Source organism: Nocardia sp. MDA0666 (genome assembly GCF_003023875.1).
GTDB lineage: Bacteria > Actinomycetota > Actinomycetes > Mycobacteriales > Mycobacteriaceae > Nocardia > Nocardia aobensis.
Genome location: NZ_PYHT01000046.1, coordinates 1 through 16,552, shown reverse-complemented (window position 1 = coordinate 16,552; position 16,552 = coordinate 1). Strand labels below are relative to the sequence as shown.

Annotated in this window: 1 protein-coding gene; it reads right to left on the bottom strand. The window is 70.7% G+C overall.

The window, feature by feature from the left end; genetic code table 11:
* Positions 1-16,552 (bottom strand): non-ribosomal peptide synthase/polyketide synthase (locus tag C8258_RS31930; protein WP_146161385.1); only part of this gene is annotated, 16,552 nt, incomplete at both ends.

Below are 16,552 nucleotides of genomic sequence, written 5' to 3'. Positions count from 1 at the left end.
CCCATGCCCCCCGACCCGCCCATGAAGGGGTCGGCCACGAACCGGTCCGCGGTCAGATCGGGTCGCGCGAGATAGCCGCGCGCCAGCTGGGTTCCGGCGAGATAGAGCTCGCCGGTGACACCCGCGGGCACCGGGCGCAGTCGCGAATCCAGCACGTAGACACGGGTGTTGAAGACCGGCCGGCCGATCGGCACCACAGCGGTGTCGGCATCGGTGACCTCGTGGTACGTCACGTCCACCGCGGCCTCGGTCGGCCCGTAGAGGTTGTGCAACCGGGCGCCGGTCAGCGTCCGCAACCGCTGCGCCACCGCCGGCGGTAGCGCCTCGCCGGAGGCGAATACCCGCCGCAGCGAGCCCCCCGCATCGGCCGCCGACTCGGCGACGAACACCGCGAGCATCGACGGTACGAAATGCACGGTGGTGACCGATTCGGCCGCGATCAGGCGGGCCAGATACGCGGGATCGCGGTGACCCTGCGGGGCGGCCAGTACCAGCCTCGCCCCGATCTGCAACGGCCAGAACAACTCCCACACCGACACGTCGAAGGTGACGGGCGTCTTCTGCAACACCACATCATCGGTGTCGAGCCGGTATTCCGACTGCATCCACACCAACCGGTTCACGATCGCCCGGTGGCTGACCGCCACACCCTTCGGGCGGCCCGTCGACCCGGAGGTGAAGATCACGTACGCGATGGTCTCGGGACACAACGGGCGCACCCGGTCCGCATCGGTGACGGCGGCGTCGCTGTATTCGGTGAGGTCCAGCCGATCCAGGGCGAGCGCGCCGTCGATCGTCGAATCCGCGAGTGCCAGTGTGCATTCCGGCGCCGCAGTGTCGAGGATGTGCCGAATGCGCTCGTCCGGCTGATCCGGATCGATCGGCACGTAGGCGGCGCCGGCCTTGAGTACCGCGTAGACGGCGACCAGCAGTTCGACCGAGCGCGGCAGCGCCACCGCCACCCGCTGCTCCGGACCGATCCCCCGGCCGATCAGATACCGCGCCAGCCGGTTGCTCCGGGCATCGAATTCGGCGTAGGTCAGAACCCGTTGTGCCACAGCGCTTCCCGAGCGATCCTCGGCGAGTGCCACCGCCTCCGGATGTGCGGCCACCGCGTACGCGAACCGGGCGGTCAGCGTGTCCGGATGGTCGCTGCCCGAAACCGGCGGCAGCTCCCGCACGGTGTCGTTGTAGTCGACCAGGATGCGGGTGCGTTCGGCGTCGTCCAGCAGGTCGATATCGCCGATCGTGACCTCCGCATCGGCGGCGACCCGGTCGATCACCCGCAGGAAGCGCTGCACGAACCGCTGCACCGTGGCCGCGTCGAACAGATCGGTGGCGTAGGTGACGGCGGCCGAGATGCCCGCCGGGGCGCCCTGCTCGTCGTAGGTGTCGGTCAGATACCAGTGCAGATCGAATTGCGATGTGCGCGTGTCGATCTCGAGTTCGCTGACCGTCACGCCGGGCAGCCGCACCTCGGTCCGATTCAGGTTCTGGAACGACAGACCCACCTGGAACAGCGGATGGCGTGCCGTCGACCGGACCGGATCGAGCAGTTCCACCAGCCGCTCGAACGGCACATCGCTGTTGGCGAAGGCGGCCAGATCCGTCTCGCGCACCTGGTCGAGCAGCTCGGCGAACGATGCCTGCGGCGCGACCCGAGCACGCAGGACCAGCGTGTTGACGAACATGCCGATCAGGTCGTCGAGTTCCGCCTCGCCCCGGCCCGCGATCGGCGCACCGACCGCGACATCCTCGACGGCGGCGAGCCGGGCCAGCAGGATCGACAGCGCGGCGCGGACCACCATGAACAGGGAGGCGTGCCGGGTCCGTGCCAACCGGTGCAGGGCGGCATGGCGCTCGGCGCCGATCTCGAACGTCAGCGCTCGGCCTCGTAGCGACTGCACCTTCGGGCGCGGCCGGTCCGTGGGCAGTGGCAGCTGTTCGGGCAGATCCGCGAGGGCGGACCGCCAGTGCGCGAGCTGACCCGCGACCAGCGACCGCGGATCGTCCTCCGCGCCGAGCAGTTCACGCTGCCACAGTGCGTAATCGGCGTACTGCACCGGCAGCGCGGACCACTGCGGCGCCGCCGGGGCCGTGCGCGCCGCGTAGGCGGTCAGCAGATCCCGGGTCAGCGGCACGGCCGAGGCGCCGTCCGCGCAGATGTGGTGCATCGACAGCACCACGATGTGCTCGGACGTATCCGTGACCCGCAGCAGTGCCGCGCGCACCGGAATGTCACGCGTGACGTCGAACGGGCGCGAAAGCATGTGCGAGACTGCGCTTTCCACCTCGTCGGCGGTCACCGCTCCGACCGTGAACTCGGCGTCTGCATCGGCCAGGATCTGCTGGAACGGTCCGTCGTCGGCCTGCGGGTAGACGGTCCGCAAGACCTCGTGCCGCTCGACCACATCGGCGAAGGCGAGCTCGAGTGCCGCGGCGTCCACCGCACCGGTCAGGCGCACCGCGAACGGCACGTTGTAGGCCGCGGAGGCGGGATCCATGCGGTTGAGCAACCACATCCGCTGCTGGGCCGGCGACAACGGGATCCGTTGCGGCCGGGGCCGGGCGGTGAGCTCGACCCTCGCCGTACCGGCGTGGGCGGCGAGCCGTTCGGCCAGCGCACGCACCGTCGGCGCCTCGAACACCGTGCGGACCGGGATCCGGGTCGCCGTCCGGGCGCCCAGGCGCGCGACGACCTGAGTGGCGATGAGCGAGTTGCCGCCGAGTTCGAAGAAGTCGTCGTCGGCGCCGACCCGGGGCACGCCGAGCGCCTCGGCCAGCACCGCGGCGACCAGACGCTGCTGCGGCGTCGCCGGTTCGCGGTACGGCCGTGCCTGGAACTGCGGTTCCGGCAACGCCTTTCGATCCAGTTTGCCCACCGGGGTGAGCGGCACGCGGTCGAGAACGACGACCGCGGCCGGCACCATATGCGACGGCAGACTGCGCGCGGCGTAGGTGGTCAGCTGCTGCGGATCGATCGAACGTCCCGGCACCGCACACACATACGACACCAGCGCGGTGGCACCGGCCGGGGTCTCGCGGCCCAGGGTGACCGCGAAATCGATGTCGTCGTGGCCGGTGAGCACCGCGTCGATCTCGCCGAGTTCGATGCGGAAGCCGCGCACCTTGACCTGGAAGTCGGTGCGGCCCAGATATTCCAGCTCCCACTCACCGGTGCCGCCGACGATCCAGCGGACCAGGTCGCCGGTGCGATACATCCGGGTGCCGGGCGCACCCCACGGGCAGGCGACGAAACGGCCGGCGCTCTGCCCCGCCCGGGCGTGGTACCCGCGGGCCAGTGCGTCGCCCACGACGTACAGCTCACCCGCGACACCGGGCGGCACCGGCTGCATACGCGCGTCGAGCACGAGCGTGGTCGTGCCCGGCACCGGGGTGCCGATGGTGATCGGCACGCCCGCGACCAGAACCGCGTACGCGGAGGAGATGGTGGCCTCGGTCGGGCCGTAGCTGTTGACGAAGCGGCGGCCGGGCTGCCATTTGGCCAGCAGTTCCGGGGTGGTCGCGTCGCCGCCGGCGCCGACGACCTCGAGGTCCGGCAGTCCGGACGGATCCACGGTGGCCAGCATGGCCGGGGTGATCATGGTGTGGGTGACCCGCTCGTCGCGCAGCAGATCGGCGAGTTCCTGTCCGCCCAGCACCGACGGCGGCGCGATGACCAGGGTGGCTCCGCTGCCGAAGGTCAGCAGCCACTCTTCCAGCGACTGATCGAAACTCGGCGAGCAGACGTGCAGGAAGCGGTGCCGCGGTTCCACCCGGCACAGTCGGGTGGCATGGGCGGCCAGATTGGCGACCCGCCGGTGCGTGACCGTCACGCCCTTCGGCAGACCGGTCGAACCCGAGGTGTAGATGGTGTAGGCGGCGTTGTCCGGGCGCAGCGGTCGGAAGCGCTCGGCGTCGGTGATGGGATCGGGCGAGCGGCGCGCGCAGGCGGCGGCGGTGGTCTCGTCGTCCAGTGACAACCAGGTGGTGGCCGCGGGCAGAACGGCGGCGAATTCCCCTGTGGTGATGCCGATTACGGCGGCGGAATCGACCACCATGTGCCGCACCCGATCGGGCGGGTAGCTCGGATCGACCGGCACGTACGCGCCGCCGGCCTTCGCGACCGCCCAGACCGCGGCGATCATCTCGTAGGAGCGCGGCAGCGCGATCGCCACCGACCGCTCCGGCCCGACACCCGCGTCGATGAGCATGCGGGCCAGCTGCGACGACTGCCGGTCCAGCTCCCCGTAGGTCACCGATCGGCCGTCGATGCGCACCGCGACCCGGTCGGCGCCGTGACGCAGGCCGCGGGTGAAGATCTCCGGCAGCAGCCCCTCGGCGAGGACCGGGCCGCCGTCCATCCGGGTGAACTGCTCGTACTCCGCCTCGGACAGCAGCGGCAGGCTGCCGACGGTCTGTTCCGGCGCGGCGGCCACGGCCGCGAGCAATCCTGTGAAGCGCCGGGCGAACGATTCGACCGTGGTGTGGTCGAACAGATCACGCGCGTACGAGAGGTCGGCGAGCAGTCCCTCTCCGGTCTCCTGCACGGTCAGCGACAGATCGAATTGTTCGGCGTCGAAATCGAAATCGACGGCCTCGACGCGCAGACCGGGCAGTGCGACATCGCGCTGCGGCAGGTTCTGGAAGGTCAGCATCACCTGGAACAGCGGATGGCGTGCCGTGGAGCGCTCCGGATTCACCAGCTCCACCAACCGCTCGAACGGCAGATCGGCGTGTCCGAACGCCTGCAGGTCGGTATCGCGTGCGGCGCGGAGCAATTCGGCGAAGCTCACCTCGCCCGGCACCCGCGTGCGCAGCACGAGGGTGTTGACGAACATGCCGACCACATCGTCGAGTTCGGCCTCGCCGCGGCCCGCGATCGGAGTGCCGACGGCGACGTCGTCGGTACCGGCCATCCGTGCCACGAACAGCGCCCATGCCGCGTGCACCACCATGAACAGTGTCGCGTTGTGGGCGCGACCCAGCTCGACCAGATCCGCGCGCAGCTGCCCCGAGAGCGGGAACACCACTCGTCCGCCGCGCGCGGACTGCACCGCCGGACGCGGGCGATCGGCGGGCAGATTCACCTCGTCCGGCAGACCGGCCAGTTGCTCGCGCCAGTAGCGCGCCTGCGTCGAGATCAGGCTTCGCGCATCGTCTTCCGAGCCGAGCACCTGCCGCTGCCACAGCGCGTAATCCGCGTACTGCACCGGCAGCGGGGACCAGTGTGGAGCCTCGCCCGCGCGGCGGGCGGTATAGGCGAGCATCACATCGCGGGTCAGTGGCCGCATGGACCAGCCGTCGGCGGCGATGTGATGCACCACGAACACCAGCACGTGTTCGTCGGCCGAAAGTCGCAGCAGCGCAACGCGAATCGGCACCTCGGCGCTCACGTCGAACCCGGCCGAGGCCAGCTCGGCGATGCAGGCCGCGACCTCCTCCGCGCCGACCGGCCGCGGCGTGAGATCCGCGTCCACCTGCGACGCGGGCAGGATGTGCTGCACGACGCCCTGAGCCGTCTGCGGGTAGACGGTGCGCAACACCTCGTGCCGGCCCAGCACGTCGAGCACCGCCTGCTGCAGTGCGTCGAACCGCAGCTCACCGCGCAGCCGCACGGCGGCGGGCACGTTGTAGGCCGCGGATTCGGGTTCGAACTGGTTGAGGAACCACATCCGCTGCTGCGCCAGCGACAGCGGCAGCGCCTCGGGCCGCGGTCCGGCGGTCAGCGCCGTGCGACCGCCGGAGCCGATGTGGCCGTCCACCCGCACCGCGAGCGCGGCCACCGTCGATGCCTCGAACAGCAGCCGGACCGGAATCCGGGCGTCCAGAGCCGCCCCGAGGCGGGCCGATACCTGGGTGGCCAGCAGCGAATTGCCGCCGAGGGCGAAGAAATCGTCGTCGGCACCGACTCGAGGCGACCCCAGCACCTCGGCGTAGATGCCGGCGATCGTCTGTTCCACCGGGGTGGCGGGGGCGCGGTAGGCCGTCGCCTCGAAGGCGGGGCGGGGCAGCGCGGCCCGGTCCAGCTTGCCGTTCACCGTCAGCGGCAGCGCATCGAGGACGACGAACGCCTCGGGCACCATGTACGACGGAAGTGTCTGTGCCAGCGCCTTTTTCACGTGGGCGACATCGATATCCCCGGCGGACGGGACGAGGTAGGCGACCAGCCGGTCGGCCGTGCGCGGATCGGAGACCGCCAGCACGGCGACCTGGGCGAGTGCCGGCAGCGCGAGCAGCGCCGCCTCGATTTCCCCGAGTTCGATGCGGAAGCCCCGCACCTTCACCTGGAAATCGGTGCGGCCCCGGTATTCGAGTTCGCCGGCCGCGTTCCACGCCACCACGTCGCCGGTGCGATACATGCGCGTTCCGGGTTCGAACGGATCGGCCACGAACCGTTCCGCGGTCAGATCGGCGCGGCCGTGATAGCCGCGAGCCAGCTGCGCACCGGCGAGATACAGCTCACCGGGCACGCCCACCGGCACCGACAGCAGCCGCGAATCCAGCACGTACACCCGGCTGTTGGCCTCCGGACGGCCGATCGGGACCGCCACCGTATCGGTGGCGTCGACCGCGTGGACGGTGATCGAGACCGCGGCCTCGGTCGGGCCGTAGAGGTTGTAGAGCCGGGCGGAACTGTCGCGGCGCACGCGCTGCGCGGTGGTGGCGGGCAGGGCCTCGCCGATGGCGAGGACACGGCGCAGCGAGGCCGGCAGGCTGCCGCCGGAGGCGGTGAGCAGCGCGTCGAGCATCGACGGGACGACATGCAGCGTGGTCACCTGTTCGCGCCGCATCAGCTCGTCGAGGTAGGCGGGATCGCGATGGCCGTCCGGTGCGGCGACCACGAGCCGGCCGCCGGAGACGGCGGCGGACCAGAACTCCCAGACCGAGAGGTCGAAGGTGGCGGCGGTCTTCAGCAACACCGCGTCGTCGGCGCCCAGATCGAATTCCGCTGTCTTCCAGCGCAATTGATTGACGATCGCCTCGTGGGAGACGGTGACGCCCTTCGGCCGGCCCGTCGATCCGGAGGTGAAGACGACATAGGCCGGATGCTGCGGCCGCAGCGGAGCACGGCGGTCCCGATCGGTCACCGGCGCGGCGGCCAGATCCGGCACGGCGTCGACGTCCACCACTCGCACCATCTCGTCCCGCAGCGTCGGTGCGATATCCGAGGTGGTCAGCACACACAGCGGTGCGGCGGTCGAGAGGATGTAGCCGATGCGTTCGGCCGGCTGGTCCGGATCGACCGGCACATACGCACCACCGGCGACGCTGACCGCGTACATGGCGGCGATCAGCTCCCGGGAACGGCGCATGGCCAGCGCCACGCGCGTCTCCGGTCCGACGCCCAGCGCGATGAGATGCCGGGCGAGCCGATTGACCTGCGCCGACAGCTCGGCATAGGAGACGGGTTCACCGGTACCGTCGCGATCGATGATCAGCGCCGGTGCCGTACCGGCCGCTGCCACCGTCGAGTTCCACATCTCAGGAAGCGTTGTCGCGCAACCCGGTTCGGCCGTGTCGTTCCAGGTTTGCAGAATCCGCACCCGCTCCTGGGGTGCGAGCAGATCCACCGAGCCGACGGCCCGGTCCGGATCAGCACACACCGCATCCAGCAGCCGCAGCAGCCGCTCGCCGAAGCCGGCCACGGTGGGGGCGTCGAAGAGCGCGGTGGCGTAGGTGAGGGAGGCGGCCATGCCGAGCGGCGCACCGGACGCGTCGTAGCGGTCGGTGATCACCAGATGCAGGTCGAACTGCGAGACAGCGGTGTCGAAATCCGCCGCGCTCACCGTCAATCCGTCCAGCGCGAACTCCGCGGCGGCCTGATTGTGGAAGGAGAAGCCGACCTGGAACAGCGGATGCCGGGCGGTCGACCGGACCGGGTTCAGCACCTCGACCAACCGCTCGAACGGGATGTCGGCATGGGAGAAGGCGGCCAGATCGCGGTCGCGCACGCCCGCGAGCAGTGCGGCGAAGCCGGCGCCCGGATCGACCTCGGTGCGCAACACCAGGGTGTTGACGAACATGCCGACCAACTCGTCGAGCGCTCCGTCGCCGCGGCCCGCGATGGGCGTGCCGATCGCGATATCCGTCGAGGCGGCCAGCCGCGACAGCAGGGTCGCGAAGGCGGCGTGCATCACCATGAACAGCGTCGCGCCGTGGGTGCGGCCGATCTCCATCAGGCGGGTGTGTGTCGCCGCGTCCACCATGAAGTCCACGGTGCCGCCGGCGGTGGAGACCGTCGCCGGACGCGGCCGATCGGTGGGCAGCGCCAGCTGGTCGGGCAGCCCCGCCAGCGCGCGCGTCCAGTAGCCGATCTGCCGGGCGGCCGGCGATTCCGGATCGTCCTCGGAGCCGAGCACCTCCCGCTGCCAGAGCGCGAAGTCGGCGTACTGAACGGGCAGCGGCGTCCAGCCGGGCGCGGTCCCGGTGCGCCGGGCGGCGTACGCGGTCATCACGTCGCGGGCCAGCGGGACCAGGGAGGAACCGTCGGCGGCGATGTGGTGGACGGCCACGACGAGCACATACTCGCTGCCCGGTGCGTCGGTGACGGCGAACAGCCGGGCCCGCAGGGGCACCGCGGCCGTCACGTCGAACGGGTCGGTGACGAACTGCGATACCGCGTCGAGCATGTCGGCACCGGGCAGCGGCATCGGCGCCAGCCGCGGCGGCGAGGCGTCGGCGACGGGGAGGATCACCTGCACCGGTCCGGCCTCGGTCTGCGGATACACCGTGCGCAGCACCTCGTGCCGGGCCACCACATCGGCGAACGCGGCGTTCAGCGCGGCCACGTCGAGATCGCCGCTCAGCCGCATGGCCAGCGGGATCGTGTACGCGGCGGAATGTTCGTCCATACGGTTGAGCAGCCACATGCGCTGCTGCGCGAGCGACAGCGGCACCGGCCCGTCGACAGCGCGCGGGGTCAGCGCCACCCGGGCCGGCGCGCCCTCCGGCGCCGCGGCCGCGGAGGCCAGCGCAGCCACCGTGGGGTGTTCGAAGACGGCACGCACCGGCACCGTCGTGTCGAACGCCGCGCCGAGCCGCGCCGCCAATCGGGTTGCGGTGAGGGAGTTTCCACCGAGAGCGAAGAAGTCGTCGTCGAGCCCGAGACGGCGGGATTCGCCGAGGCCGAGCACCCCGGCCACGATCTCGGCGACCGTGGATTCGGCGGCCGTGCGCAGGGCACGGAATTCCGCGACCCGGAAAACCGGCTCCGGCAGTGCCTTCCGATCCAGTTTGCCGGTCGGCGTCAGGGGAATCCGGTCGATGACCATAATCGCGGCCGGAACCATGTACACGGTGAGGCTGCGGGCGGCATGGGCCACCACGTCGTCCACGTCGACGGTGTGCCCGGGCGCGGGGACCACGTAGGCGACCAGCGACGTCTCCCCCGTGGCATCGAGATGTCCCAGAGTGGCGGCGAATTCGATCGACTCGTGGGCGCCCAGCACCGCGTCGATCTCGCCCAGTTCGATGCGCAGACCGCGCACCTTCACCTGGTGATCCGAGCGGCCCACATATTCGACGACGTATTCCTCGCCGCGCGCGACCCAGCGCACCAGATCGCCGGTGCGGTAGAGCCGCTCGCCCGGCGCGCCGTGCGGGTCGGGGACGAAACGCTCGGCCGTCAGCGCCGCCCGCGCGTGGTAGCCGCGCGCCAGACCCGGGCCGCGCAGATACAACTCACCGGTCACGCCCGCCGGCACCGGGCGCAGCCGCCCGTCGAGTACCACCGCCGACATCCCGGCGATCGGAGCACCCATATCCAGCGGGTCCCCCGGACGCTTCACCGCGCTCACGGTCGCGAAGACGGTGGTCTCGGTCGGGCCGTAGGTGTTGTGGAATTCGCGGTCCGCGGCCCAGCGGGCCATCAGATCCGGACCGTAGGCCTCACCACCGACCGTCAGCCGCCGCAGCCGCGGCAGTGCGGCGGGGTCGAGCGTCCGCAGTACGGCGGGAGTGATGAAGGCGTGCGAAACCCGTTGGGCTGCCAGCAATTCCGTCAGTTCGTCGCCACCGTAGACGCCGACCGGCGCGATGACGGCGGTCGCCGAGCCCGCGAAGGCCATCAGGAGTTCCAGCATGGAGGCGTCGAAGCTCGGTGAGGAGGCGTGCAGGACCCGCGCGCCCGAGTCGATCCGATAGTGCCGGCGATGCGCGGCCACGATCGCCCCGATTCCGCCGTGCGTCACCACGACGCCCTTCGGCTTCCCGGTAGTGCCGGAGGTGTAGATCATCCATGCCGGATTCTGCAACCGGACCGGGCGCAGCAGTTCGTGCGCCGCGATCGGCTCGGCGGAGGTAGTGCGCAGGCGCGCAGCGACATCCGGCGCGTCGACGGTGATCGCGCGCACCGTGCCGGGGAGGGCGGCGGCGTCGGCTACGGTCGTGATGCCCAGGGCGGCACCGGAATCGGCGAGCATATGCGCGATCCGCTCCGCCGGATAGTCCGGATCGACCGGCAGGAAGGCGGCTCCCGCCTTCGCCACCGCCCACCAGGCCACCACCCACCGCACCGAGCGGGTGATCGCGATCGCGACGAAATCCTCGGCGCCGACGCCGGATTCGATCAGGATTCGCGCCAACCGGCTGGACTCGGCATCCAGTTCCGCGTAGCTCACATCCCGGCCGTCGCCGCACAGCGCGGTACCGGTGGGGTTGCGCCGGGCCGCCTCGGCCAGGAACTCCGCCAGGGTGCGGGCGGCGACGAAGGGCGTGGGGCGGGCGTCGAGCAGGGCCGCGTGTTCGGCCGGGGACAGCAGGTCGATATCGCCGACGGCGCGCTGCGGTTCGGCGACGGCCGCACCGATCACCCGGCCCAGCCGCCGCAGCAGTCCCGCCGCGGTGGCCGGGTCGTACAGATCGGTGGCGTAGGTGAGTTCGAGCGGCAGATGCCCGTCGGCGTCGAGTTCGTCCGACACGGTGAACTGCAGGTCGAATTTGGCCACGGGGCGGTCGAATTCGACCGGTTCGAGGATCAGTCCGGGCACGGCATGGGTCTGCGAGCCGAGGTTGAGATAGCTCAGCGACACCGTGAACAGTGGGTTGCGGTCGGCCGTGCGCACCACGCCCAGGGCGTCGACCACGCGATCGAAAGGCAGTGCGGCATGGGCGAATGCGGCCAGATCGACGGCCCGCGTGTGGTCGAGTACCGCATCGAAGCTGTCGGCGTTCCGGGGCCTCGTCCGCAACGTCAGGGTGTTGACGAACATGCCGACCAGCTCGTCCAGTGCGCTGGCGCCGCGCCCGGCGACGGGGGTACCGACGGCGATGTCGTCACCACCGGACAGCCGGCCCAGCAGCACCGACAGGGCAGCGTGCCAGACCATGAACGGGGTCGCGCCGTGCGCCTTGGCGAGGCGGTGGACCGCACCGGCGACGGTGCCGTCGATGCGACCGCGCACGACCGCACCCCGGCGCGAGGCCACGGGCGGGCGCGGCCGATCGGCGGGCAGGGCGAGCTCGTCCGGCAGATCCGCCAGCGTGCGGGTCCAGAAGTCCAGGTGTTCGGCCTCGGCGGCGTCCAGCGACTCCTGTTGCCACAGTGCGTAATCCGCATACTGCACGGGCAGTTCGGGCCAGTTCGGCGCGGTCCGGGTGCGGCGGGCCAGATAGGCGGCGATCAGATCTCGCAGCAGCGGATTGAGCGAATAGCCGTCGGCGGCGATGTGATGGACGACCACCACGAAGACGTGGCTGGTCTCCGATTCCCGGATGAGCAGGGCCCGCACCGGCGGTGCGGCGGTCACGTCGAAACCGCGTCCGGCGAAGTCGGCGATCGGCTGCGCCGCGGCGCCGGCGCGGGTCTCGAATTCGATGGGCGCCTGGCCGGGTGGCAGGACCACCTGGCAGCCCGCGCCCTCGGCATCGAGCGGATAGTAGGTGCGCAGCGCCTCGTGGCGGGCGACCACATCGGTGAAGGCGGCGTGCATGGTCGCCTCGTCGAGATCGCCGAGGATGCGGACCGCGACCGCGATGTTGTCGGCCGCCGAATCCGGGGCCAGGCGGTTGAGGAACCACATGCCCTGCTGCACCGGCGCCAGCGGAACGACGTCGGGGCGTTCGGCGGCGACCGGGCCGAGCAGATCGGTTGCGGCGCCGTCGGTGTCGGCGATCATGGCGGCGGCCAGACCGGCGACGGTCGGGTGTTCGAACAGCATGCGGACCGGAATGCGGCGGCCGTGGCGCTCGCCCAGCCGGGCGAGTACCCGGGTCGCGACGAGCGAATTGCCGCCGAGGGCGAAGAAGTCGTCGTCGGCGCCGGCCCGTTCGATGCCGAGTACCTGTGCGAAGGTCTCGGCGACCAACTGCTCGGCGGGTGTGCTCGGCTCGCGGTATTCGTCACCGCCGAAGACCGCCGCGACCCGCGGGTCACCGGCATCGGGCAGTGCGCCCCGATCGAGCTTGCCGGAGGCGTTGAGCGGGAACGCGTCCAGGACGACCACGGCCGAGGGGACCATATATCCCGGCAGTTGAGCGACGGCGGCGTCGCGCGCCCGGTCACCGATGCCGGGGTCGGCGGATACGCCGACCGGGGTGGCGAAACCGATGAGGTGGTCGCCACCCGGAGCCGCCACGATCCGCACAGCCGCCGCGGCGACACCGGGCACCGCCGCGAGCACCGCCTCGATCTCACCGAGTTCGATGCGCTGGCCGCGGAACTTCACCTGGAAGTCGGTGCGGCCGAGGTAGATCAGCTCGGGTGTGTCACCGCTGACGTCCCACCGCACCAGATCGCCCGTGCGGTACATGCGGGAACCGGTCTCGGGAGCGCCTCCATTGGATCCAGCGAACGGGTCGGCCACGAATCGGTCGGCGGTGAGGTCGGCGCGGCCGTAGTAACCGCGCGCCAACTGGGTACCAGCCAGGTACAACTCGCCCGCGACGCCGGGCGGGGTCGGCTGCAGCCGAGAATCCAGCACGTAGACGCGGCTGTTCCATTCGGGCCGGCCGATCGGCAGGGCCGGGCGGTCGGTCACGCCGGTGACATCGCGGTAGGTGATGGAGACGGCGGCCTCGGTGGGCCCGTACAGGTTGTGCAGCCGCGCCGAGCTGATCGCACCGAACGCCCGCACCGTCTCGGCGGGCAGCGCCTCACCGATGACGAACACCTGCCGCAGCGACCGCACCTGCTCCGGAGCGACCTGGGCGGCGAAGACGCTGAGCATCGACGGCACGAAATCGGTGACGGTGACGCCGTATTCGGCGATGGTGTCGGCGAGATAGCCCGGATCGCGGTGGCCGTCCGGGGCGGCCAGCACCAGGGTGGCGCCGATCCGCAACGGCAGGAAGTAGCCCCACAGCGAGACGTCGAAGGTGGTCGCGGTCTTCTGCAGGTACACGTCCGCGGCGGTGAGCCGGTACTCGGCCTGCATCCACGTCATCTGATTGACGATCGCCGCGTGGGTAATGGTGACGCCCTTGGGCTTTCCGGTGGAACCGGAGGTGAAGAGCACGTAGGCCGGATGGTTCGCGTACATCGGGCTGTGGCGTTCGTTCACCGCGATCGGATCGTCGCGGTAGGTGTCGAGCGCGACGGTGTCGACCGCGACGGTCGGGCCCTCGAAGTCCACCTCGGTGCCGGTGGTGGTGAGCAGCACCGCGGGCCGGGCCGTATCCAGGATGTGGGCGATGCGCTGGGCCGGATGGTCGGGATCGATCGGGACGTACGCACCGCCGGCCTTGAGCACGGCGTACATCGCCACCACCAAAGCCGGTGAGCGCCGGATCGAGAGGGCGACCAGCGATTCCGGGCCGACCCCGGCGGCGATGAGGTGGCGCGCGAGGCGGTTGCTGCGGCTGTCGAGTTCACCGTAGGTGAGGACGGTCGGCGCCGAGCCGTCGTCCGGGACGTAGCGCACGGCGGGCAGCTGCGGGGCGGTCGCGGCCTGCGCTTCGAATTCGTCGAGCAGCAGTTCCGCCCCGAAACCGATATGCGCCGAGTCGTTCCACTCGGTGAGGACGCGCTCGCGCTCACCGGCGGCGAACAGGTCGATATCGCCGACGACGCGCTGCGGATCGGCGATGACCGATTCGATCACCCGCAAGAACCGCGCGGCCAGGCTCTCGACCGTAGCGGCATCGAAAAGCGCTGTCGCATAGGTGAACCCGATCTCGCGTTCGGTGACGGTGACCTGCAGGTCGAACGGATTCACCCCGGTGTCGAGGCGCACCTCACCGACGCTCAGCTCACCCAGCTCGACCGTCAGCGGGGTCAGGTTCTGGAAGAACAACGCCACCTGGAACAGCGGATGGTGGGCTTGCGAACGCGGCGGGTCGAGCACCTCGACGAGGCGCTCGAACGGGATGTCTGCGTGGGCGAAGGCGGCGAGATCACCCTCGCGCACCTGCCGCAGCACGGCCGAGAACGGCTGCGCCGGTTGGATCTCGGCGCGCAGTACGAGGGTGTTGACGAACATGGCGACCAGATCGTCGAGGACCGCCGCACCGCGCCCGGCGACCGGTGCGCCGATGGCGATATCGCCGGTGCCCGACATCCGGGCGAGCAGGACCGCGAGCGCGGCGTGTACCACCATGAACGGCGTGCTCTCGTAGCGTCCGGCCAGTTCGTCCAGGCCGGTTCGCAGCCGCGCGTCGAAGTCGACGGTGACCGTGGCCGCGGTGTGACCGGCAACCGCCGGGCGCGGCCGGTCTGTGGGCAGGTCCAGCCGGGCCGGGAGTCCGCGCAACCGATCGCGCCAGAACTGCAGTTGGCGCGCGGCCGCGGAACCCGGATCGGATTCCGAGCCGAGCACCTCGCGCTGCCACAGCGCGTAGTCGGCGTACTGGATCGCCAGCTCGTGCCACTGCGGGGCGGTCCCGGTGCTGCGGGCCGCGTACGCCGTGGCGATATCGCGGGCCAGCGGTCCCAGCGAGAAGCCGTCCGCGGCGATGTGGTGGACGACGAGCACCAGAATATGTTCGGGCGCAGCGCTTGCCGATCGCACGCGCAGCAGGGCCACGCGCAGCGGAACCTCGGTGGTCACATCGAACGGTTCGGCGATGAATGTGCCGATGGCCGTCGCGATGTCGTCCCCGTACAGCCGCGACAGCACCGGGACGTGGTCGGCGGGCCGGATCTGCTGATAGCCGATGCCGCCGATGTCCGGATACACCGTGCGCAGCGTTTCGTGCCGCGCGACGATATCGGCGAGCGCGGATTCCAGGGCCGCCGTATCGAGCGCACCGGTGAGGCGCAGCGCGACGGGGATGTTGTGCACGCTCTGCCCGGGGTCGAACCGGTTGAGGAACCACATGCGCTGCTGCGCCGGCGAGAGCGGCACCAGATCCGGACGCGGGCGCGCGATCAGCGGCACGGCGGCGCCGCGGCCGGCGAATTCCGCGGCGCGGGCTGCCAATTCACCGACGGCCGGGGCGTCGAAGATCAGGCGCACCGGCAGTTCGGCATCGAGTTCGGCGCCCAGCCGGGCGGCGACCCGGGTGGCGGTCAGCGAATTGCCGCCGAGGGCGAAGAAGTCGTCGTCGAGTCCGACACGGTCCAGCCCGAGCAGCTCCGCGTAGACGGCGGCGACGGCGAGTTCGGCCCGCGTACCGGGAGCGCGGAAGGCCCGTGCCCGGAAAGCGGGCTCCGGCAATGCTTTCCGGTCCAGTTTGCCCGATGCGTTGAGTGGCAGCGCGTCCATGGTCATGATCACCGCGGGGACCATGTATTCGGGCAGCCGCCGGGCACAGTCGGCGCGCAGCCGGTCGGCGTCGAGGTCACGGCCGGATTCGGCGACCACGTAGGCGACGATCCGATCGCCGGTGTCGCGGTCGTCGCGCACCACCGCCACGGCCTGGGCGACGCCCTCGGATTCGCGCAGGGCGCTCTCGATTTCGCCGAGTTCGATGCGCAGGCCGCGAACCTTCACCTGGAAATCGGCGCGGCCCACGTATTCCAGTTCGCCCGTGGCCTGCCAGCGCGCGATATCGCCGGTGCGATACATGCGTTCGCCGCCGCGGAACGGGTCGGCGACGAAGCGGTCGGCGGTCAGGTCCGGGCGGGCGATATATCCCTCGGCCAATTGCGTTCCGGCGAGGTACAACTCGCCTGCCACGCCGACGGGTACCGGCCGCAGCGTCGAATCGAGCACGTAGACACGGGTATTGGCCACCGGACGGCCGATCGGCACCGTCACGGTGTCGGCATCGCTCACCTCGTGGAAGGTGACATCCACCGCGGCCTCGGTCGGACCGTACAAGTTGTGCAGCGGCGCACCACCCAGCTCGCGCCAGCGCGCGGCCGTATCCACCGCCAACGCCTCACCCGAGGTGAATACGCGGCGCAGGCTCGCGGGAGCCATCGCGGAGGTATCGGCCAGTGCGTCGACGAAGACGTCCAGCATCGAGGGCACGAAGTGCGCGGTCGTGATCGTTTCCGCACTCATCAAGTGCGCGAGGTAGGCGGGGTCGCGGTGCCCGTCCGGACGCGCCACCACCAACCGCGCACCCACCTGCAACGGCCAGAAGAACTCCCACACCGACACATCGAACGTCGCCGGAGTCTTCTGCAACACCACATCATCCGAACCCAACCCGTACTCGGACTGCA